The organism is Arthrobacter ipis (genome assembly GCF_014694315.1).
GTDB lineage: Bacteria > Actinomycetota > Actinomycetes > Actinomycetales > Micrococcaceae > Arthrobacter > Arthrobacter ipis.
Genome location: NZ_JAAOXD010000004.1, coordinates 88,313 through 108,659, shown reverse-complemented (window position 1 = coordinate 108,659; position 20,347 = coordinate 88,313). Strand labels below are relative to the sequence as shown.

The 20,347-nt window shown below is 65.0% G+C and carries 18 protein-coding genes; 10 read left to right on the top strand and 8 right to left on the bottom strand.

Annotated features, from left to right (window positions below):
* Positions 1–8: 8 nt before the first annotated feature.
* The 5 genes from G9E11_RS12460 to G9E11_RS12440 all read left to right on the top strand — a co-directional run bounded on the left by G9E11_RS12460 (position 9) and on the right by G9E11_RS12440 (position 7,502).
* The gene (locus G9E11_RS12460; RefSeq protein WP_190606195.1) at positions 9–275 is read left to right on the top strand and encodes a type II toxin-antitoxin system Phd/YefM family antitoxin; all 267 of its coding nucleotides are present in this window, start codon (positions 9–11) and stop codon (positions 273–275) included.
* A gap of 445 nt (positions 276–720) precedes the next feature.
* Complete coding sequence (locus G9E11_RS12455) at positions 721–2,166, top strand: DUF3375 domain-containing protein (RefSeq protein WP_190606193.1); 1,446 nt, start codon at positions 721–723, stop codon at positions 2,164–2,166.
* Positions 2,163–2,801: a DUF4194 domain-containing protein gene (locus tag G9E11_RS12450; protein WP_190606191.1), complete on the top strand. Its 639-nt coding sequence runs from the start codon at positions 2,163–2,165 to the stop codon at positions 2,799–2,801. Before G9E11_RS12455 ends, G9E11_RS12450 begins: the two co-directional genes overlap by 4 nt.
* Complete coding sequence (locus tag G9E11_RS12445) at positions 2,798–6,190, top strand: ATP-binding protein (RefSeq protein WP_190606189.1); 3,393 nt, start codon at positions 2,798–2,800, stop codon at positions 6,188–6,190. Before G9E11_RS12450 ends, G9E11_RS12445 begins: the two co-directional genes overlap by 4 nt.
* Before the next feature lie 37 nt (positions 6,191–6,227).
* A complete protein-coding gene (locus tag G9E11_RS12440; protein WP_190606187.1) occupies positions 6,228–7,502 on the top strand; it encodes a Wadjet anti-phage system protein JetD domain-containing protein in 1,275 nt (424 codons plus the stop codon).
* A gap of 28 nt (positions 7,503–7,530) precedes the next feature.
* Here G9E11_RS12440 and G9E11_RS12435 read toward each other — a convergent pair whose 3' ends face one another.
* From G9E11_RS12435 to G9E11_RS12405, 7 genes are all read right to left on the bottom strand, one after another.
* Positions 7,531–7,857, bottom strand: a complete 327-nt coding sequence (locus G9E11_RS12435; RefSeq protein WP_190606185.1) for a type II toxin-antitoxin system PemK/MazF family toxin — start codon at positions 7,855–7,857, stop codon at positions 7,531–7,533.
* Entirely contained in the window at positions 7,854–8,057 is a 204-nt protein-coding gene (locus G9E11_RS12430; protein WP_190606183.1) for an antitoxin MazE family protein, read from the bottom strand. Before G9E11_RS12430 ends, G9E11_RS12435 begins: the two co-directional genes overlap by 4 nt.
* 170 nt (positions 8,058–8,227) lie before the next feature.
* Complete coding sequence (locus G9E11_RS12425) at positions 8,228–9,700, bottom strand: mannitol dehydrogenase family protein (RefSeq protein WP_190606181.1); 1,473 nt, start codon at positions 9,698–9,700, stop codon at positions 8,228–8,230.
* Positions 9,701–9,725: 25 nt separating this feature from the next.
* On the bottom strand, positions 9,726–10,805 hold the full coding sequence (locus tag G9E11_RS12420) for an NAD(P)-dependent alcohol dehydrogenase (protein WP_190606179.1): 1,080 nt from the start codon (positions 10,803–10,805) through the stop codon (positions 9,726–9,728).
* 57 nt (positions 10,806–10,862) lie between these two features.
* The gene (locus G9E11_RS12415; RefSeq protein WP_190606176.1) at positions 10,863–11,798 is read right to left on the bottom strand and encodes a carbohydrate ABC transporter permease; all 936 of its coding nucleotides are present in this window, start codon (positions 11,796–11,798) and stop codon (positions 10,863–10,865) included.
* Positions 11,795–12,763, bottom strand: a complete 969-nt coding sequence (locus G9E11_RS12410) for a carbohydrate ABC transporter permease (RefSeq protein ID WP_190606174.1) — start codon at positions 12,761–12,763, stop codon at positions 11,795–11,797. Before G9E11_RS12410 ends, G9E11_RS12415 begins: the two co-directional genes overlap by 4 nt.
* A gap of 26 nt (positions 12,764–12,789) precedes the next feature.
* Entirely contained in the window at positions 12,790–14,136 is a 1,347-nt protein-coding gene (locus G9E11_RS12405; RefSeq protein ID WP_190606172.1) for an ABC transporter substrate-binding protein, read from the bottom strand.
* 216 nt (positions 14,137–14,352) lie between these two features.
* Between G9E11_RS12405 and G9E11_RS12400 the strand changes: the two genes are divergently transcribed.
* Genes G9E11_RS12400 through G9E11_RS21640 form a run of 3 tightly spaced genes read left to right on the top strand, consistent with a single transcriptional unit; the run spans position 14,353 to position 17,064 of the window.
* Positions 14,353–15,303, top strand: coding sequence for a sugar-binding transcriptional regulator (locus tag G9E11_RS12400; protein ID WP_190606170.1), 951 nt, complete (start codon positions 14,353–14,355; stop codon positions 15,301–15,303).
* The gene (gene xylB, locus G9E11_RS12395) at positions 15,300–16,700 is read left to right on the top strand and encodes a xylulokinase (protein ID WP_190606167.1); all 1,401 of its coding nucleotides are present in this window, start codon (positions 15,300–15,302) and stop codon (positions 16,698–16,700) included. The genes G9E11_RS12400 and xylB overlap by 4 nt, the downstream gene beginning before the upstream one ends.
* Positions 16,666–17,064 carry a Wadjet anti-phage system protein JetD domain-containing protein gene (locus tag G9E11_RS21640; RefSeq protein WP_190606165.1) on the top strand — a complete coding sequence of 133 codons (399 nt, stop codon included), beginning with the start codon at positions 16,666–16,668 and terminating at the stop codon, positions 17,062–17,064. Before xylB ends, G9E11_RS21640 begins: the two co-directional genes overlap by 35 nt.
* 279 nt (positions 17,065–17,343) lie before the next feature.
* Here the strand turns inward: G9E11_RS21640 and G9E11_RS12385 are convergent, their stop codons facing one another.
* Positions 17,344–18,240 carry an Ltp family lipoprotein gene (locus tag G9E11_RS12385; RefSeq protein ID WP_190606163.1) on the bottom strand — a complete coding sequence of 299 codons (897 nt, stop codon included), beginning with the start codon at positions 18,238–18,240 and terminating at the stop codon, positions 17,344–17,346.
* A gap of 637 nt (positions 18,241–18,877) precedes the next feature.
* On the opposite strand from G9E11_RS12385, the gene G9E11_RS20860 reads away from it, so the two are divergent.
* Together G9E11_RS20860 and G9E11_RS12380 are read left to right on the top strand one after the other, a co-directional pair.
* Positions 18,878–19,279, top strand: a complete 402-nt coding sequence (locus tag G9E11_RS20860) for a hypothetical protein (RefSeq protein WP_218625940.1) — start codon at positions 18,878–18,880, stop codon at positions 19,277–19,279.
* A gap of 247 nt (positions 19,280–19,526) precedes the next feature.
* A complete protein-coding gene (locus G9E11_RS12380) occupies positions 19,527–20,309 on the top strand; it encodes a GntR family transcriptional regulator (protein WP_190606161.1) in 783 nt (260 codons plus the stop codon).
* Positions 20,310–20,347: the final 38 nt, after the last annotated feature.

Sequence of the window (20,347 nt, the reverse complement as noted above, 5' to 3'; positions counted from 1 at the left end):
GGCAACTCATGACCACTATCCCCCATCGCGAGCTTCGCAATCAGAGCAACAAGATTCTCGAGCGAGTTAAGAACGGCGAAACGATCGACGTCACTAACAACGGCGAAGTGGCAGCGACATTGATTCCCCCCTGCCGCTTCCCCTTTCGAGCGCCTGCTTCTGGCCGGGAGCGTGCGCCGAGCGAGCGCAAACGTGTCGATTTCCAGATCCTGGCGCGCGTTCAATCTGGTGCCAGTACCGCCGAAATTCTGTCCGACCTGCGCCGCGGCCGTTGATCATTTATGTAGATACGTCCGCACGCAGCTCTCAAGCTGGTGGTGGAGGAACCCGAGTCTGGCGCAGTAGCCGAATATATAGTCACAACGGCTCATGAAGGCGCCACACTGGTCGCCTCCATACTCTTGTACACCGACTGCTATCCGGTTGCAGGCCGATCACGTGATCGCCTACGACGTCGAACTGCTGACGGCTGCAAGGGACGCAGGGCTTGCTGGGCTGTCACCTGGAACATAGCCATTGCCTGGTGAGGCACGCCAGCAAACGGTACTTTTGCAAAGTCTTTGTCCAGATAATGGCTCCCGGAGGTCTCGCAGCGGCCATTATCTGGACAAAAACTCGGGATGGATTTTCGTTTCTTAGACGGCGGGTGTGACTCGTCCTCCACAGTGGATGTCCGTGGCGGCATTTAGAGTGGGTGTGAGCCGCCGCACGAAGGACACGATGGACTACTACGCAATCAACGCGCTGCGTGAGAACCATGCAGGCTGGTCCCTGCTGCGCGCCCAGAACGCCCCGCTCGCCATCTCGTTCTTCATGGCCGCCTTCACGGGGCCCAACCAAAGAAACCTCGGCCGGCAGCAGCTCATCGACAGCCTCGACGACGTCCTCTTCGGCCTGCGGGACGCCCACGGTGAGGACAAGTTCCCCCGCCAGGCGGCCGAATACCTGGACGACTGGGCCGCGCCGGAGAGAGCCTGGCTGCGTAAGTACTACATCCAGGGCCAGGACGAGCCGCGCTACGACCTCACCGCCGCGGCCGAGGACGTGGTCCGCTGGGTGGAGAGCCTGCGCGGCCGGGACTTCGTCGCCACCCAGTCGCGGCTCACCAGCATCTTCGCGGTCCTCGAGCGGCTGGTCCAGCAGTCCGAGACGGACCCCGAAGTACGCCTGAACGAACTCCAAAAACAAAGAGAAAGCATCGACGCCGAAATGCAGCGCATCCGCGACGGCAACATCCGGGTCATGACGGCCCCCGAGGCGCTGGATCACTTCCAACAGCTGCAAGCACTGGCCAAGGACCTCCTCTCGGACTTCCGTGAGGTCGAACAGAACTTCCGCAAGCTGGACCGCCAGGTCCGCGAGCAGATCGCCACCTGGGACGGCACGCAGGGCGAGCTGCTGGAATCGATCTTCGCCAACCAGCAGGACATCAGCAGCTCCCTGCAGGGCCGGACGTTCCAGGGCTTCTGGGACTACCTCATGTCGCCGGAGTTGAGGAGGAAACTGCAGGAGCTTCTCCAGCGCGCCACCCAGATCGAGGCCCTCGCACAAACAGACAACCTGCACGCCATCACCAGCCTCCATCAGGACTGGCTGCCCGCCGTCGAGCAGACCCAGGGCACCGTCCGCCAGCTGTCCCAGCAGATGCGCCGGCTGCTCGATGACAAGGTGTTCCTGGAGAACAAGCGCATCATGCAGCTCATCCGCAGCGTCGAGTCCGGCGCCCTCGCCACCAGGGAGCAGCCCCCGCCAGGGGAGTTCATAGAAATAAGCGGCCCGCACGTGGACATCACCCTCCCCTTCGAACGCCCGCTGTACGAGCCGAGCCGGCGGGTCATGGTGGAGGACCAAATCGAAACCGCCGACGACGCCGACGTGGACGCCGGCGCCCTGTTCAGCCAGTTCCACGTGGACAAGGAACGCCTCAAGGCCAACATCGACGCCGTGCTGGCAGAAGGGGCCGAGCAGGCCACCCTCGCCGAAGTCACAAAGAAGCACCCAGTCGAACAGGGGCTCGCGGAGATCGTGGCCTACTACCAGCTGGCCACGGAGTCGGACTGGGCCACCATCAACCCGGAGGCCGAGCAGCACATAGCCTGGCACCTGGAAGACGGCACCCTCCGCGAAGCCACCCTCGAACAGATCATCTTCGGAAGGCCCGCATGAATCCGGCAGCGAATTTCCCCAGCACAGCGGAAACGGAAAGCCGCACGCCCGAGGAACTTCCCGGCGTCGTCACCCGGCTCTTCAAAGGCGTGCTGTACGCCGAGGGGGACGAGAAGCTCTGGCAGTCGCTGCTGGGCCTGACCTCCCAGGTCCGTGACTACGTCTCTGTGCTGGGCCTGGACCTGATCCTGGACGAATCCGAGGGGTACGCGTTCCTGAAGTCGCGCGAGGACGCGGACGGCACGCTCCCCCGGCTGATCCCGCGGCGCCAGCTCACCTTCCACGTCAGTCTGCTACTGGCCCTTTTGCGCGGCCGGATGCTGGAGTTCGACACCAACAGCAGCGAGCTCCGGCTCATCATGACCGAGCAGGACATCGCGGACATGGTGGCCGTCTTCCTGCCCGAATCCAGCAACGAGGCCCGGATCATGGACCGGCTCGCCACCGACATCAAAAAGGTGGTGGACCTCGGCTTCCTGCGCAGACTCCGCGGCCAGCCCGGCACGTACGAGGTGGCGCGCATCCTGAAAGCGTTCGTGGACGCCCAGTGGCTCGAGGAGTTCGACGCGCGGCTGGCGGACTACCGCGCGACCCTCGCCGGGGCTGGGCCCACCAAAGAGGAGGACGGCAAGTGACCGCGGATCTGCAGGACACGCTGTTCAGCCTGGAGGAAAAGACGGACGACGGCGGGACTCTCCCGGGCTTCCGGCTGCACCGTCTGGAGCTGCTCAACTGGGGCACGTTCCACCAGGGCGTGCGGACGTTCCGGCTGGACGGCGCCAACAGCCTGCTCACCGGGGACATCGGGTCGGGAAAATCGACCGTCGTCGACGCGATCACCACGCTGCTGCTGCCGGCCAACAAAATTGAGTACAACAAGGCGGCCGGCGCGCAGAAGAAGGAACGCTCGCTGATGTCGTACGTGCGCGGGTTCCACAAGAGCACGCGCAGCACCGGCGGCGAGTACTCCAAGCCGGTGGCGCTGCGAAGCACCGGCGCCCTGACCGTGGTGCTCGCCGTCTTCCACAACGCCGTGCTGGGCAAGTCGGTCACGCTGGCCATCACCCTCTGGGCCACGCAGGAGGCGGGACAGCCCAGCCGCTTCTACTCGCTCGCCGAGGCTGACCAGTCCATCGCGGCGGACTTCTCCAACTTCGGCCAGGACCCCGCGAAGCTGAAGAAGAAGCTGCGCGCTGCCGGCGCCGCCGTGCACGACACCTTCGAGCCCTACGCCGCGGCCTTCAAGCGGCAGTTCGGCATCAGCGGCAACCAGGCCATGGAGCTGTTCCACCGCACGGTGTCCATGAAGCAGGTGGAGAACATCACCTCCTTCGTGCGCACCAACATGCTGGAGGAGGACAACGTCGGGGAGCGCATCGGCAACCTCATCCACCACTTCGATGACCTGAAGAAGGCCCACGACGCCGTGCTGCGGGCCAAGGACCAGATCGCCCTGCTGACCCCCATCACGGAGGGCGCCGCCCAGCACGCGAAGCTGGATGGCGAGTACAACCTGGCCAAAAAGCAGCGCGACCAGCTTCACCCGTGGTTCACCGACCGGAAGCTGCAGCTGAGCCTGGAGCATCAGCAGGAGCTGGAACGCACCGGCGAGCGTCTGCAGGAGGACAGCACCAAGCTCCGCACCGACATCACGGAGAAGCGGCACGAGCTGTCCGCCGTGCAGGAGGACATCCGCACCAACGGCGGCGGCCGGCTGGCGGCGATCGACGCCGACATGGCCCGGCTCGCCGTGGAATCACGGACCCAGCGGCAGCGCTTCGACACGTACGCCGCGGCAGCGAAGGACCTGGGGCTCCGGCCGCCCGAGGACAAAGTACTCTTTGACGGCAACCGCGCCCGGCTGGCCGAGGTGGAGGCAGCACTCGGCAAGAGCTCCGATGAGCTGCAGGACCGACGCACCGAGCTAACCATGACGCATACCGTCCTGACCGGCCGGGCGTCGGACATCGGCGCCGAACTGCGCAGCCTGCAGTCCCGACCCAACCTGCTGCCGCTCCCCCAGCTGGAGCTCCGCCGTCGGTTGTGCGACGGAACGGGCATCGCGGAAGCGGCGCTGCCGTACGCCGGCGAACTGCTGCGCGTACGTGACGGCGAGGGCGCGTGGGAGGGTGCTGCGGAACGGACACTGCACGGCTTCGCGCTGTCCCTGCTGGTACCGGCCGAGCACTACCCCGCGGTGAGCAGCTGGGTGGATGCCAACAACTTGCGCGGCCGGCTGGTTTACCTGAGGATCGGCGAATCCCCGGCGGCCAGGACGGCCGAGCCGGGCACGCTGGCCGCGAAGATCGCCATCAAGCCGAACACGCCCTTCCGCAACTTCCTGTTGGACGAGCTCACCACCCGGTTCGACCATGTCTGCTGCGACACCCTCGAGGATTTCCGCCGCTACCCCAAGGCGCTGACCGTCAACGGGCAGCTCAAGGGCGGCCGCGGCCGGCACGAGAAGGACGACCGGCGGGAGCTCACGGACCGGCGCAACTATGTGCTCGGCTGGGACAACCACGACAAGATCAGCCGTTTCCTCGCCGAGCAGGACGAGGTCAGGGGCCAGCTGACGGTCACGGAGGCCCAACTGGCCAAGGTGAACGAGAGCCTCGGCGCGCTGGGCCGGCAGAACCAGCAACTCGGCACCGTCCGCTCGGTGGTTGACTTCGGCGAGATCAGCTGGCAGTTCACGGCCCGGCGGATCGAGGAGCTCAAGGCGGAGAAGCTCGAGCTTGAGACGGCCAGTGACCTGCTGAAGCAGCTGACGGTCAAGGAATCCGCCGTCACGAACGAGCTGGAGCGGCTGGAGGAACGGGCCGGCAAGCTGCGTGAGCGGCTGGGCGCCAACGAGAAGGACGCGAGGGACATCGCGGAGGCGATTGAGGAATGCCGCGGCATTCTCGCCGAGACACCCTTGACGGACGACGGCGGGGTGCTGGCCGCCGTCGAACATCTCACCCAAGCGGCGCTCGGGGACAAAACGCTGACGTACAAGAACACCGGCGCGGCGGAAAGCACCGTCCGCGCGGGGCTGACGGACATGATTGATGCGCTGTCCAAGCGCATCGCCCGGGCGGCGGAGAGCACCGTCCGGCTGATGGCGGACTTCCGCAACAAGTACCCGAACGAGACCACGGACATCGACGCCGCGCTCGAGGCCGCCGCGGACTACAACCGGCTGCTGGAGCAGCTGGTCAGCAACGATCTGCCGCGGTTCGAGGCGCACTTCAAGGAGTCGCTGAACCAGAACACCATCCACGAGGTGGTGGCGTTCAACGCGTTCCTGGACAGCCGGCGGCAGGACATCGTCAACCGGATCGGCGAGATCAACCAGTCGCTGGCCGGGATCGAATACAACCCGGGCCGGCACATCCAGCTGGAGCACCAGAACACGTCGGACCAGGACGTGCGGGAGTTCGGCGTCGACCTGCGGGCCTGCTCGGAGGGAACCATCGGCGACCAGGACCAGTACTCGGAGCAGAAGTACCTGCAGGTGGAGCGGCTGATCGAGCGCTTCCGCGGCCGCGAGGGCCTGACCACGCTGGATGAGCGGTGGACGGCCAAGGTCACGGACGTGCGGAACTGGTTCACGTTCTCGGCGTCGGAGAAGTGGACCGAGACCGGCGAGGAGTTCGAGCACTTCACGGACTCGGGCGGCAAGTCCGGCGGGCAGAAGGAGAAGCTGGCGTACACCATCCTCGCGGCGGCGCTGGCGTTCCAGTTCGGGCTGGGGTCGGGAAACACGGCTTCCAAAAACAAGAACAGCGGCCGGAGTTTCCGGTTCGTGGTGATCGACGAGGCGTTCGGCCGCGGGTCGGACGAGTCCGCGCGCTACGGTCTGCAGCTGTTCCAGCGGATGAAGCTGCAGCTGCTGATCGTCACGCCGCTGCAGAAGATCCACGTGATCGAGCCCTTCGTCTCGCACGTCGGGTTCGTGGCGAATACCAACGGCGACGACTCGCAGCTGCGAAACATGACCATCCAGGAATACCGCGACGAACGGGACCGGCGTGCCTAAGCGGCGTCCCGAGGGCCCCGAACCCAGCTTGCGAGGTTTGGGAAGGGACCTCCGCGCTGAGGCCTGGACCACTGTGGCAGGGCTGCGGGCGCAGTCGCTGAAGGCGTGGACCAGCGGGGCGCTGCTGCGGGAGCTGCTGGAGCCGTCGGGCGCGTATCCGCGCCGCCGCTCACTGAAACGTCCGACGGCGGCAGCCCTGTTGACCGATTATGCTGCGGCCCAGCGGTGGGCGGCTGAGCTGTTCGGCGGGGCTGGCCCGTACGAGCTGGAAACGGCGGAGGTGGGGCGCCGCACCGTGGGTTCCAACCGGATTCCGGCCGCTGCGGTGTTCGCCACTGTGGAGGACGAGATCGGGTTCGTCGGGAAGTCCCGGGAGGCAGCGCGGTTCCGCGAGCTCGCGGCCGCGCTTGCTGGTTTGGATCCATTGCTGCCCGACTGGGCTGCACGGCGCCCGCTGAAGCTACTCGAGCTGGGTCCTGACGCCCTTACGGCAGCACGGGTTGCGCTGTGGCTCCGGGACAATCCGCTGCCTGGAATCTACGTCCGGCAGCTGGGACTGCCCGGCGTGCACACGAAGTTCATCGAGCGGCATCGGCAGGTCATTGACCAGCTGCTGGCCGCTGTCGATCAGCGTGCCGACGTCGTTGATGAGGCGGAGGCCGACGCCGACGGTTCCGTGGATGCTCCTCTGGAAACGGCAGAGCCGGACGTTGCCCTGGACGACGGCGCCGGCCGTACTCCGGCGGCACGGTTTGCCCGCCGGCACGGGTTCCTGCATCCGCCCGAGCTCGTCCGGTTCCGAATCCTCGACCCTGAAATTCCTGCCCTTGGCAACGCCCGGGACATCACCGTGACCGCTGAGGCGTTCAGCACCCTACAGCTGCCGGTGCACACAGTGATTGCGACGGAGAACCAGGTCAATTTCCTTGCGCTTCCGGACCGGCCCGGAACGCTGGCCCTCTATGGGGCCGGCTACGGCTTTTCTTCGCTGCGCGACGCGGCCTGGCTCCGCGATTGCGAGATCCTGTACTGGGGCGACATCGACACCCATGGCTTCCGGATCCTTGACCAACTCCGGGCCGTACACCCGCATGTGGAGAGCGTCCTGATGGATGAGGAAACGCTACTCGCCCACCGCCACGCCTGGGGAACGGAGCCATCACCGTCGCGCGCTACGCTGACGGGGCTGCCCGCGGAAGAGTCGGCGCTTTACGATGCACTGGGCAACGACAAGTACGGCCCATCCGTCCGTCTCGAACAGGAGCTCGTCAATTGGGACTGGGCCCTCGAACGGCTCCGCCCCGGTGGTTGAGCCTGTCGAAACCCGGAAATTAGGCTAGTCAGCGCCCCAGCCCGAGAAAGACAGCAAGCGATTGTTCAACTGCAACCATCGTCGTGGAATCTATCCGGCCTACCCGCTGCCCCAGGTTGGACCGGCGGACTGTTGTGAGCTTGTCCACCATGATCTGGCTTACGCGCTCCAAGCCGGTGAGCTGTCCCGGTTCAACCGTCAGTCTCAGCAATGGGGCGTCCGTGAGGTGGGACGTCAGTGGCAGTAGGGTGACCGACTCCGATGCTGCAAAGCGGTCATCCTGAATGATGAGCGCGGGCGTGGGCTTTTGCGCGTATGTCCCGCCGGACACCGTCCACAGCTCACCGCGATTCACTCCGGCCAGTCTTCCGAGATCTGTTCGATGAAATCCTGGTCGTCGCCTGCACGGTCAGAGTTGGCAACCGCCAGCGCCTGGCGCTCAGCCTCGTACCTGAACTTTTCGGTCCTTGTGTCTGGCACCCACATTTGAATCTGTCGGAACCCGCGCTCGCGCATGGCAAGCCGGTGTCTTGCCACCCGATCCCTAACGCTCATAATTCAACGTTACATGTAACGCGTCCGTTTGTCGCTGACGCTACCAGGCTCGGCGAGCGTCCACCGCGCACTACGAGAGGAGTTTTTGTCCAGATAATGGCTGCTAACGCCCTCGGAGCGGCCATCATCTGGACAAAAACTCGGAATGGATGGGTGTACTGACAGGGACCTCAGGCTTCCAGCCGTCGAAGAGTTTCTGTGGCGCCGCGGTCATGCAGACTGGCCAAGGCTTCTGAGTACGCGGTGACAAAGCGCTCGTCATCAATGAGGTCACCAAAGACTTCCCGGTTTGAAATGAAGGACAGCGGGTCCTGCCGCTGGCGTGTGGCGGCGGCCATGACCGTGTCCTTGAGCCGGTCCACCACGTCGATGGAGTTGCCCTGCTCGTCCACGCCTTCGGCGTAGCGGGCCCAGCTCGCCACGATGGCAGCCGACCGCTTGATCTCTCCCCCGTTCTCGAGGTTGATGCGGACCACGGGCAGGAGCCACTTCGGGATCCGGTCGGAGCTCTCGGCACACAGGCGGGCCAGGGTGTCGCGCACGTGTTCGTTGGAGAAGCGCTCGATCAGCGTGCGCTTGTAGGCGTCAAGGTCGATGCCGGGAACGGGCTGCAGGGTGGGCGTTGCCTCCCTATCCATGTAGTCCAGCAGGAACTGCGCGAACAGCGGGTCCTGCGCCACCTCGTGCGCGTAGCGGTAGCCGGCGAGGTAGCCCAAGTAGCACATGCCCTGGTGGCTCGCGTTGAGCAGCCGCAGCTTCATCAGCTCGTAAGGCTCCACATCCTCCACCAACTGCACGCCGGCCTTTTCAAACGGCGGGCGCCCCAGGCTGAAGTGGTCCTCGAGCACCCACTGTTCAAAGGGTTCGCAGACCACGGGCCAGCCGTCCTCCACACCGAACTCCCCGCCAATGGCTTGGCGGTCCTCGTCGGTGGTGACGGGGGTGATCCGGTCCACCATGCTGTTGGGAAAGGGCACGTTCTCCGTGACCCAGGCACCCAGAGCTGCGTCCTTGAGCGAAGCAAAAGCGGTGAACATCTCACGCGCCACATCGCCGTTACCCTGGATGTTGTCGCAGGACATCACCGTGAACGGCGCCAGTCCCCGTTCACGACGGCGGCGCAGGGCTTCGGTGACCAGACCGAAAGTTGTGCGCGGCGCGGCACTCGGCCGGAGGTCGTGGACCACGCCGGGATTCCCGGCGTCGAACTTGCCCGTGACGTGGTGGAAGTTGTACCCGCCCTCCGTCACGGTCAACGAAACGATCCGGACGGCGTCGGACGCCATTTTTTCGATCACGGCTTCCGGGTCGTCGGGGGCGAAGAGATACTCGATGATCGAGCCGATGACCCGTCCTTCCCGGGTGCCGTCGGGATTCTTCACAACAAGCGTGTACAGGCAGTCCTGCTTGTCCATGACCTGCTTCATGCGGGCATCGCCGGGCAGGACGCCCACTCCGCAGATGGCCCAGTCGTGGGCGAGGCCGGCGTTCATCAGCTGGTCCAGGTACATGGCCTGGTGCGCGCGGTGGAAGCCGCCGACGCCGAAGTGGACGATCCCCGCCGTCAAAGCCGAGCGGTCGTAGGACGGCGTGCGCAAGGTATCCGGGAGGGCCGTCAGTGTCGCGTTGCTGAGCTGTTCCATGTGCTTTTCCTTTCCGGGCTGGCTGTCAGCGGCCCGGGTAGACGACGGCCTTGAGCTGGCCGGGCTGTTTGCCGGCCTTGAGTGCTTCCTCTGATTCGGCGAGGGCGAACCTGCCGGTGACCAGGATGTCCAGGTCCACCTTTCCGTCGGCGATGAGCTGGATCGCCAGCGGCCAGGTGTTGGTGTAGCGGAAGACTCCGGAGAGCCAGATCTCCCGGTTCTGGATGAACGAGACGGGGAGTTCGACGTCGTCCGCCCCAAGACCGACCAGGATCACCCGGCCGGCTGGGCCTACGGCCCTGATTCCGGAACGGACCGCCTGAGGCGCGCCGGAAGCGTCAATGAAGGCGTCGACGTCGAGCCCTTCCACGCTGTCTGTGTTCGCGTTGGTCGCATGGGTTGCGCCGTGCTCCAGGGCGAAGGCCAGCCGGTCCTCGGCGATGTCGCTGATGTAGATTTCGGTGGCGCCGAAGGCGCGGGCAGCCTGGGCGGCGATGATGCCGATGGGCCCGGCGCCGGCAATCAGCACCCGGCTGCCGGGGCGGATTCCGGCGCGTTCGCAGGCCCAAAGCCCCACGCTGAGCGGTTCGATGAGGGCGGCGGCTTCGTCGCTGACGCTGTCCGGGATGTCGTAGGCGAAGTCGCTCTGGATGGTCACGTATTCGGCGAAGGCGCCGTCGATCGGCGGCGTCGCGTAGAACTCGATGTCGGGGCAGAGGTTGTAACGGCCTGCTTTGCACTGCTTGCACTTACGGCAGGGGCGCTGGGGTTCGACGGCGACGCGCTGTCCCAGACGGGCAGGGTCAACGGCGCTTCCGACGGCGGCGATCCGGCCGGAGAGTTCGTGGCCGAGGATCAGCGGGTGGTCCACCACGTAGTCGCCGATGCGGCCGTGCTCGAAGTAGTGGACGTCGCTGCCGCAGACGCCGACGGCGGCCACCTGCACCAGGACCTGGTCGGGCTCGAGGTCCGGGACGGGCAGCGTCTTCAGGGCCATGTCACCCTGGCTTTTCAGGACGGCGGCGCGCATGGTGGCGGGCAGGTCGGGCTGTGTTTGCTGTTCACGCTGGCCGGAGGCCGGGGACGGTGCGGTTGATGTGGTCATCAAAGTGTTCCTCTGAAAAGTCGGGATAAGGGGTGCGGGGCTACTTGACGGCGCTGGTTATTTCACGGCCCCGAGCGAGAGGCCCTGGACGAGTTTGTCCTGGGCGGCGAAGCCGGCGAACAGCACCGGGAGCGAGATGACGACGGCGGCCGCGCAGACTTTCGCGAGGAACAGGCCCTGGCCCGAGACGAAACCGGTCAGGAACACCGGGGCGGTGCCGGCGACGACGCCGGTGAGGACCCGGGCCAGGAGCAGTTCGTTCCAGCTGAAGATGAAGCAGATCAGCGCTGTGGCGGCGATGCCGGGCATGGCCACGGGGGCGACGATCTTGCGAAGGGTCAAGAGAAGCCCAGCGCCGTCGATCTGGGCGGCTTCCAGCATTTCCTCCGGAACCTCGGCGAGGAAGGAGCGCATCATCCACACCGCGATGGGCAGGTTCATGGAGGTGTACATCAGGATCAGGAACCAGATGTTGTCCAGAGCTCCGACGGTCCGGGCGAAGAGGTAGAGCGGCAGGATCGCGGCGACCACGGGCATCATCTTGGTGGAGAGGAAGAAGAACATCACGTCGGTCCACTTCTTCACCGGCCGGATGGACAGCGCGTAGGCGGCCGGGATGGCCAGGACCAGCACCAGGACCGTGGACAGGATCGAGGCAGTGGCGGAGTTGATCATGGGCGGCCACGGGCTCACCCCGGAGCTCGCGCCGAAGAACTCCTTGTAGGCGTCCAGGGTGAGGTTGGCCGCGATGGAGGGCGGGTTGGTGGCGGCGTCGGTTTCGGAGTGGAAGGAGGTCAGGATCATCCACAGGACCGGTGTGGCGAAGAGCAGGGCCAGCAGCCAGGCGGCGATGCCGGCCGCGGTGTTGTTCCGGGTGGGGTCCATCCGGGACTTGCCGCCAAACTTTCCGATACTGCGGCGGGGACTGCCGGTGTTCAGGGCAGTGGGGCCGGAGGGTGTGCTTTGGGCTGCGGCCGGGGTGATGGTGCTCATCGTGCTGCCTCCTTCTTGAAGAGCGAGAAAACGGTGCGCAGGGCGAAGGTCGCCACGATGATGGTGCCGATGACCACCACGACGCCGGCGGCGGAGGCCAGGCCGTATTCGTTGGCGAAGTAGAACGTCTGGTAGATCGCGTAGGGCAGGTTGGCGGTACCCAGTCCGCCGGCGGTGAGGGTGAAGACGGAGTCGAAGTTCTGCACGATGTAGATGGCTCCGAGCAGGCCGCCGAGTTCCAGGTACTGGCGCAGGTGCGGCAGGGTCAGGTGCCGGAAGATGCCCCAGCGCGTGGCGCCGTCCATCTGGGCAGCTTCCACGGTATCCATCGGACGCGACTGCAGGCCTGCGAGCAGGATCAGCATCATGAAGGGGGTCCACTGCCAGACCAGCGACACGATGACCGCCATCAGGGGCGCCTGGGACAGCAGGTCCAGTTGCGGCGCGGTGCCGCTGCCGAAGAGCGACCAGACCCAGGTGAGGATGCCGTTGATCAGCCCGTACGTGGGGTTGAGCAGGGCGTGCTTCCAGATCAGGGCCGCGGCCACGGGAACCACCAGGAACGGTGCGATCAGCAGGGTGCGTGCCAGCCCGCGGCCGATGAACTTCTTGTCCAGCAGCAGGGCCAGGCCCAGGCCGATGAGCAGGCTGAACAGGACCACCGAGACCGTGAGCAGGATGGTGGTGAAGATGGCCTGGCGCAGGTCAGGGTCGGTGAGGACCGTGACGTAGTTCTCCAGGCCGGCGAAGGCGGTCTTGTCAGGGCTGAGACTGTTCCAGTTCAGGAACGAGATGATCAGTGTCACCACGAACGGGAGCTGGGTGACGATGATGAGGAAGATCAGGGCCGGGAGCAGCGGCGCGCGCCGTGCCCAGGCCAGGGCGCGTTCCCGCGACCGGGCGCTTCGTGAAGGAGTGGCTGCGTGGTGTCCCGGGCGGGAGATGCGCGCCGTTGCGGTAGTCATGGGATTCTCCTGCGGTTCAGTGGTGGTCACTTGTACTTGTTGCCGATTTTTTGCGCGGCGTCCTGGCCCTTGGCCAGCGCGTCAGCCACGGAGCCCTGGCCCGCGATGGCCGAGCTGACCCCCTGGGAGACGCTGGTGCCCAGGGCAGCGAACTCGGGAATGCCGACGAACTGGATGCCGACGGCGGGGCGAGCCTGGGCGCCGGGGTTTTTCGGGTCGGCGTTCTCAATGGCGAAGCGTTCAGCCTTGAAGAACGGCGCCGCCTGCTGGAACTCGGCGTTCTCGTAGGTGGAGATGCGCTTGCCGGAGGGAACCTTCGCCCAGCCAAGCTTGGAGGCAACGAGTTCCTCGTAGTCCTTCGAGCTGGCCCAGGCAATGAACTTCGCGGCGGCATCCTGCTTCTTCGACGCCGCCTGCATGGCCCAGGACCAGGTCCACAGCCAGCCCGAGGACTTCGTGTTCTTCACCGGCGCCTGGGCGTAGCCGATCTTCCCCTTTACCGGTGACGCGTCAGCTTCCAGGGCGCCGGCTGCGGAGGTGGCGTCGTACCACATGGCCACCTTGCCCTGGCTCATGTTGTTCAGGCACTCGGTGAACCCGGCCTGCGCGGCCCCGGCCTCGCCGTGCTCGCGGACCAGCTTCGTGTAAAACTCGGTGGCCGCGGTGAATTCCGGGCCGCTGACCTGCGCGTTCCAGTCCTTGTCGAACCAGGTCCCGCCGAAGGTGTTCACCACGGTGGTCAGCGGCGCGAAGACCTGGCCCCAGCCCGGCTGGCCGCGCAGGCAGATGCCCTTCATCCCGGGAGCTGCGCCGTCCACCTTCGCCGCGATATCGGCGACTTCATCCCAGGTGGGCTTCTCCGGCATGGTCAGGCCCTTGGCCTCCAGGATGTCCTTGCGGTACATCAGGAAGGACGACTCCCCGTAGAAGGGTTCGCCGTAGAGTTTGCCGTCCGTGCCGGTGAGGGATGCCGTGTAGGCGGGCAGGATGTCCGCCTGGTTGAACTTGGGATCCTCGGCCACGTTATCCAGAGGTGCCAGCCACTTGTTGGCGGCGAAGAAGGGGATCTCGTAGTTCGACAGGGACGCGACGTCATACTGGCCGGCCTGGCTCGAGAACTCCTGGCTGATCTTCGCCCGGACATCGTTCTCCGGCAGGACCGTGTAGTTGACCCTGATCCCGGTTTCCTTGGTGAACTTGTCCGCGGTCAGCTTCTGCAGGTCCTCCATCTGCGGGTTGTTCACCATCAGGACGTTGATGCTGTTCGGGTCACCCGCGGTGTTGCCACCGCCGGCTCCCGCGCAGGCTGAGGCGGACAGGGCGATGCAAAGGGCACCTGCGGCCAGTGAGGCCGCCCGCATGTTCGGACGCATAAGAACTCCTTTGTGCTCAAAAGTCAGGACGCCAGACCGGGGAAGTCACCGGGCCGGAATCAAGGGCCGCTCGGCCCATGTACAGATTCAGTTCTCATCTGAGCTTGCTCATATGAGCGAACTAATACTGCTCATCTGTCATGTGACTCTAGTCATATATACTCATTTGAGCAAGAGGCAATTCTCAAATGATCAGATGTGGGAGAGGTGACCAGCATGACGGAGCAGTCCCATGACGAGCTTCTTGCGCGCGTCAGCAGCGAGTACTACCTGGAAAACCGCTCCAAGGTGGAGATCGGCGCTAGCTACAAGATCTCGCGGTTCCAGGTTGCCCGTCTGCTAACCGAGGCATTCGAGAAGGGCATCGTGGAGATCAAGGTGCATTTCCCCTCCCGCGTCTCCGCTGCTGATATCCGCCGCATCGAGTCCGCACTGGGGATTAGCGAGGTAATCGTCGCGGAGACCACCGGGGACGTAATCCAGGCGCGCGGCATCCTGGCCAGGGCGGCCGCCGTCGAAATCTCCCGGCAGGCACCCGCCGGCGGGACCATCGGCATCTCGTGGTCCCGCACCCTGGACGTGGCCTCGCGGCTGGTCCGTGAGCTTCCCCGGTGCGACGTCGTCCAACTTGCCGGTGCCCTTCCCACGGAAGGCGAGAGCAATCCCCTGGAGCTGATCCAGCGGCTGGGACATGTGAGCGGGGGGCTCACCTGGCCGCTGTGGGCACCTTTGGTGGTGGAAGATCCGACGACGGCGGCCGGCTTGCGCCGCCAGCCGGAGATCGCCGGGGCCCTGGCAAAGGCGGATTCACTCGACCTGGCCGTCGTGGCAATCGGTGCCTGGAAGCCGGGCACATCCACCATCTGGGACAGGGCCGACGCCGAGGTGAGGCAGACGGCAGTGGAGGCAGGCGCCGTCGGGGAATGCTCCGGCCGGCTCGTGAACGCCAAAGGCGTTGCCGTGGAATCAGGGCTGGACGAACAAATCATCGCCGTCACCATCAAGCAGCTGCAGCGGACCCCGAAGGTGATTGCCGTGGCCCAGGGGGAAGCACGGGCTGACGCGGTGCTGGCTGTGGCCAAGGCCGGCTTTGTCACCACGCTGATCATTGATACGCCGCTGGCCCAGGCACTGACTGACCTGATCGACGGGGAGAAGAGTCTATGAGCATTGTTGTCGGGGTGGATTCCTCCACCCAGTCCTGCAAGGTCCTTGCCGTGGACGCCGAAACCGGTGGCGTGATTACGTCCGGTGCGGCGGCCCACCCTGACCTCACCGCCGTGGACCCGTCCGTGTGGACCTCCGCGCTGCGGGAAGCATGGCATTCCGCCGGCGCTGACGGGCTGGGCGGTTCCGTCTCCGCTGCCGGCATCGCCGCCCAGCAGCACGGGATGGTGGCCCTCGACAGTTCCGGGACGCCCGTGCACGACGCACTGCTGTGGAACGACACCCGCAGCGCGCCGGACGCGGCGAGGCTGCGGGACGAACTTGGGCCAGAAGAGTGGGTGGACGCCGTCAACCTTGTCCCGGTCGCTTCGTTCACCATCTCCAAGCTGGCGTGGCTGGCGCGGAACGAACCGGACGCCGCGAGCCGCGTCGACCAGGTGGTCCTGCCCCATGACTGGCTCAACGGTGCCTTGTGCGGGGAGTTCACCACGGACCGGAGCGACGCCTCCGGCACCGGCTACTTCTCCCCCGTCACCAACAGCTACCGGACCGACCTGCTGGAACGCTTCTTCGGGCGCGTTCCGCGCCTTCCGCGCGTGGTGGCGTCGAACGAGCAGGCCGGCATCGTGCAAAACGGCTGGGGCATCGACGGCGCCGTCCTCGCCGCCGGCGCCGGGGACAATGCCGCAGCAGCGCTGGGGCTGGGCCTGCGCCCGGGCGAGGTGGTGGTCTCGATCGGCACCTCAGGTACCGTCTTCACCAGCTCACCCTCCCCCATGCCGGATCCCTCCGGCGCAGTCGCGGGATTCGCGGACGCATCGGGCGGCCACCTGCCCCTGCTGGCCATGCTGAATTCCGCCCGGGTCCTGGCCGCGACGGCAGCCATGCTCGGCGTCGACCTGGCGAAACTGGACGCCTTGGCACTGGCCGCCGGGAAGGACGCCGGCGGGCTCACCTTCCTTCCCTATCTGGACGGCGAGCGCAGCCCCAACCTGCCGCACGCCAGCGGCAGCCTGGCCGGCCTCACCAGAAGCAACATGACCCCGGAGAATCTGGCCCGCGCCTCCGTTCTGGGCGTGCTGAACTCACTGGCCGATGCCATCGACGTCCTGCGGCAGTCCGGCGGCACGCCCGACAAGATTCTCCTGATCGGCGGAGGCTCCAAGTCGCAGGCCCTGCGCCAGGCGGCAGCAAGCATCTTCAACCTGCCCGTCGAGGTGCCGGCAAGCAGAGAATACGTTGCGCTCGGGGCAGCGAAACAGGCCGCATGGGCCGCCAACGGAGAGCTTCCCGACTGGAAGCGCAGCATCGAGGCTGCCTACGAACCCGAAGGCGACTGGGGCATCGGCGTCCGGGAACGCTATGCCGAGGCGCGAAAGAGCTTCTACGGGGTGTGAGCTGAGGACGAGCCTCCGGGACTTCTCCGCATACCTATGGAGGCAACCGGGCCGAACTTTGGGATGGCTCCGCGAGTGCGAAGTTCTCTACTGCGGCCACATCGACACCCACGGCTTCCGGATCCTGGAGCAGCTACGCGCGGCGCACCCGCATGTTGAGAGCGTGATGGACGAGCAGACGCTACTCGTAGGCCGGGATGTCTGGAGGCACCAAGTCAGGCCCTTGATTCCGGGAAATTCACGGAATCAAGGGCCCACCGGCATTCGACGAAACCTCGAAGACAAGTGGAGAGCCAGGATGTTCACTCCTTCTTACTCTGACCTGATACTGAACCCGTTCCGGCAAGATCGGCGAAAGTTTTAGGCAAGATCGGCGAAGGTGTTGCCGGCGGGCAGCTTTGGCTGGAGTCCCGAGCAAGAATGGCCCGGCCGCAAGCGGCTGGGACATTCTCGTTGCCTTGGAGCTGCACTTTTCAATCAGGGCTATAGGTCCCACAGGGACAAATCAGCCCCGTGTAGCCTTGGCGGCTCACCCGTTCGGGCCTGCGTCGAGCCCCCGTGTGCCTCAGATCAGGCCGCCGCACAGCTCAGTCCCTGTGGCGCGGCCGCTGCGCTACCGTCACAGAGAAGACTGCGACAGTTGCTAGAGGCCCGTTTTGCTCACTCCGTACTCGGCCTCGGCCGGGGTGAAGCCGTCGAAAGTCAGCTGGTCTATCAGCCCGGAACGCGAAAAGGATGTGAATTCCAGGTAGTCCTTGGCTTTCTTGGCCGCCTGCTCGTTCCAGTTGGCCTTGACCCGGTCTACAGCCCAGGTGGCGTCGGGTGTCGAAAATTTGTCGAACGCCAGCTGCTTGATCAGACCCGTGCGCGAGAAGGCCGTGAAGTCGAGGTAGTCGGCAGCTTTGCGCAGTGCGTTCTGCTGACTGATTGTCCCAGCTTCAGCTGCAGCCTTAGCAGCAGCGGCAGCCTCAGCCTTAGCCTTGGCAGCAGCGTCAGCCTTTGCCTTTGCGTCCGCCTCGGCCTTGGCCTTGGCCTCAGCGTCAGCCTTGGCCTTAGCCTCCTTGGCAGCAGCGTCAGCCTCAGCCTTGGCAACGGCGGGATCCTGTGCTGCGGTCTCTGCCGGAGCAGCCGTAGTGGAAGCGGCAGCGGAGTCATTCGAAGTGGAAACGGCTGGGCTGGACGTTGGGGCAGACCCGCCGCGGCTGGCGTTGAAGATAATGCTCAGCAGGATGAAAACGCCTGTGACAATCAAGGCCACTTTCTTGTGCTTGTCGTAGCCCTCCAGCGGAAGGCCTTGCTTGTCGCGGGTTTTGTTTGCCAGTACAAGGATGAGGTCGATCAGGGCCCATATGCCCAAACCACCGAAGGTGACTAGCTTGAGGATGCCGGTTCCGACTTTGCCCAAATAGAAGCGGTCCACGCCTAGGACACCGAGGAGGAGGGAGAGCAGCCATGTCACGAGGAAAGACTTGTTGCTCTGCTGCGCCTGTCCGTAGCCGTGGGCTATGGGAGAGGGGGCGAAGTTCGGGGGTTGGCTCATGAGAGTCCTTTCATAGGACACCTGACCGACGTGTAATGCGAAGCGTGCGGGGTGGGTGCGGTGATGGACGCACATGGAGGAAGCCCGGCGTGGAGCGCGGGCCGCAGAGGCGTACATCGCGTCGGCCAACACTTACAGGCATGCTCGCTTCCCCCAATAGCGTCACGGGCGTCAACGCCCGCAAAACGGATGCTACACCTAATATGCGACATTGAATTCAACCGCCTTGAAAATGACATATAAACGTCAGAAATGAGGAACCGACAGCACTCCAAGCTGAAGGACCGGGTCACGGCACCCCGCTGCTACCCCCAGTAATCCGAGCCCCACGGATGAGCCTGTCAACCCCATCCAGTGAACGGGGTGGAAGCGAACAGGAACATAGCGCCCGGGCTGCGGAGCGCTGGTATCACTAGCAGCAAGAACAGAGAGACGATTAGTGCGGTCAGCAATGAAACGAAAAAGACTGTGAAGATCGGAGTCCGGCCACGCCACCTGTGCCACGTTCATTACGCCGCTTCTCATAGCTGCTCAACTTTCAGCGGAAGAGTCGTTCTTATGCCGTTTTCTTGAGCAAATCAATCGCACGGTACTTGACTTAACCGGCGATACGACGCATCAACTGTCCCCCCAAACCTTGAAAAACCTGATGGCGGGCGGACAGCCCCTACCGCTGCTGGTTAGTGGGGTTCCTGGACTCGAACTCCGCGCCATTCCCGGCAAGCAAGCTCACGTTCAAGCGTCCAAAGGTGAAAGAGCGAGCCGCACGCCGACGGTCGATCAACGCCGAGCCAGATTGGAAGATGGTGTTGGACCTTGGCTAATCGATACCGGCTGGCGCGCATCCCGCTTGTTTGGCTCCGCCCCTCAGGTCTTCCTCGGCGGGCTCAAGGAGAACGCGTCTCCCGGCGGGGCCGGTCAGGCAGCCATGTTGACCCTGCTGGTCGTCACAGTCGCAGCCCCGGGGTACGGTACCGAGAGCTTCGACAACCTCTTGGCCGCTGCCCAACAGAAGGAAAACCAGTCAACCTCAACCTGATGCTCCCGAACTGGCAACCCTTGCTCCGAGTTCAAGACAACGTCCGTCTGACAGCGGCCTTCACCCGGCTACCGTTCGGGTGCGAGGTGAGTGGCGCATGCAGCCATGTGCCACTTGGCGGATTTCCCAAGATGGGTTCCGAGTTTCGAGCCCACTTGTAAGGTGACCTCACGCGACCGGTTGTCCAACAAACACGTACCACTTGCTAGGCTGGATTCCCCAGAACAAAACACAAGCGAGGCATAACGTGCACGAGGACGCCGTCCGGTTCCTGTCCCAGCCGGTGGAGGCCCAGCCCGGCTCACCGCTCCGGGTTGCCATCTACTCCCGGATCGCCGAAGCCATCCGCAACAACCTGCTGCAGCCCGGCTCCATGCTCCCCACCGAGACCGAGCTCGGCACCGACATGAAGGTCAGCCGCACCGTGGTCCGCGAGGCCCTCATGCTGCTCGAGGAGGACGGCCTCATCCGCGCCCGCCGCGGCGTCGGCCGGTTCGTTTCCGACACCCTCCCCCGCATCGGCATCGAACGCATCCGCCCCTTCGAGGAAGTCCTCGGCGGCCCCGGACACCAGGTCGAGATCAAGCGCATCCAGGTGGAGAAGCAGCCGGCCTCAGAATTCGTTGCCCCCGGTGTCGGCGTCGACCCCGGCAGCGACGTCTGGCTCTGGGAGTCCGTCCTGATCCGCGACGGCGAGCCCATCGCACACCTGCAGGAAAACATCTCCGCCCAGCCGGTCAGTTTCGCCGGCAGCGCCGCCGCGCCCCTGGACATTAAGGACGACGGCGGCGCCACCTTGCTCACGGCGCTCAACAAAGCGGCCGGCAGGGGGCTCGGCCCCGGCGAGTGCCAGATCGGGCTCAGCCAGGTAGGCCCCAGCCGCGCCAAGCTGCTGGACCTACGCGCCTCGGACCCGGTCCTCGTGCTCACACAGTACGTCCGGCAAGCCAACCGGCCCTTCTACCTGGCCAAGTGCCTCATCGCCGACCGCGCCGGCCACCTCTCCGTGATGCAGTCCCTCCAGTCTTAAACGAAAAGACTCTGCCGGCCGAAGCCAGCAGAGTCCTT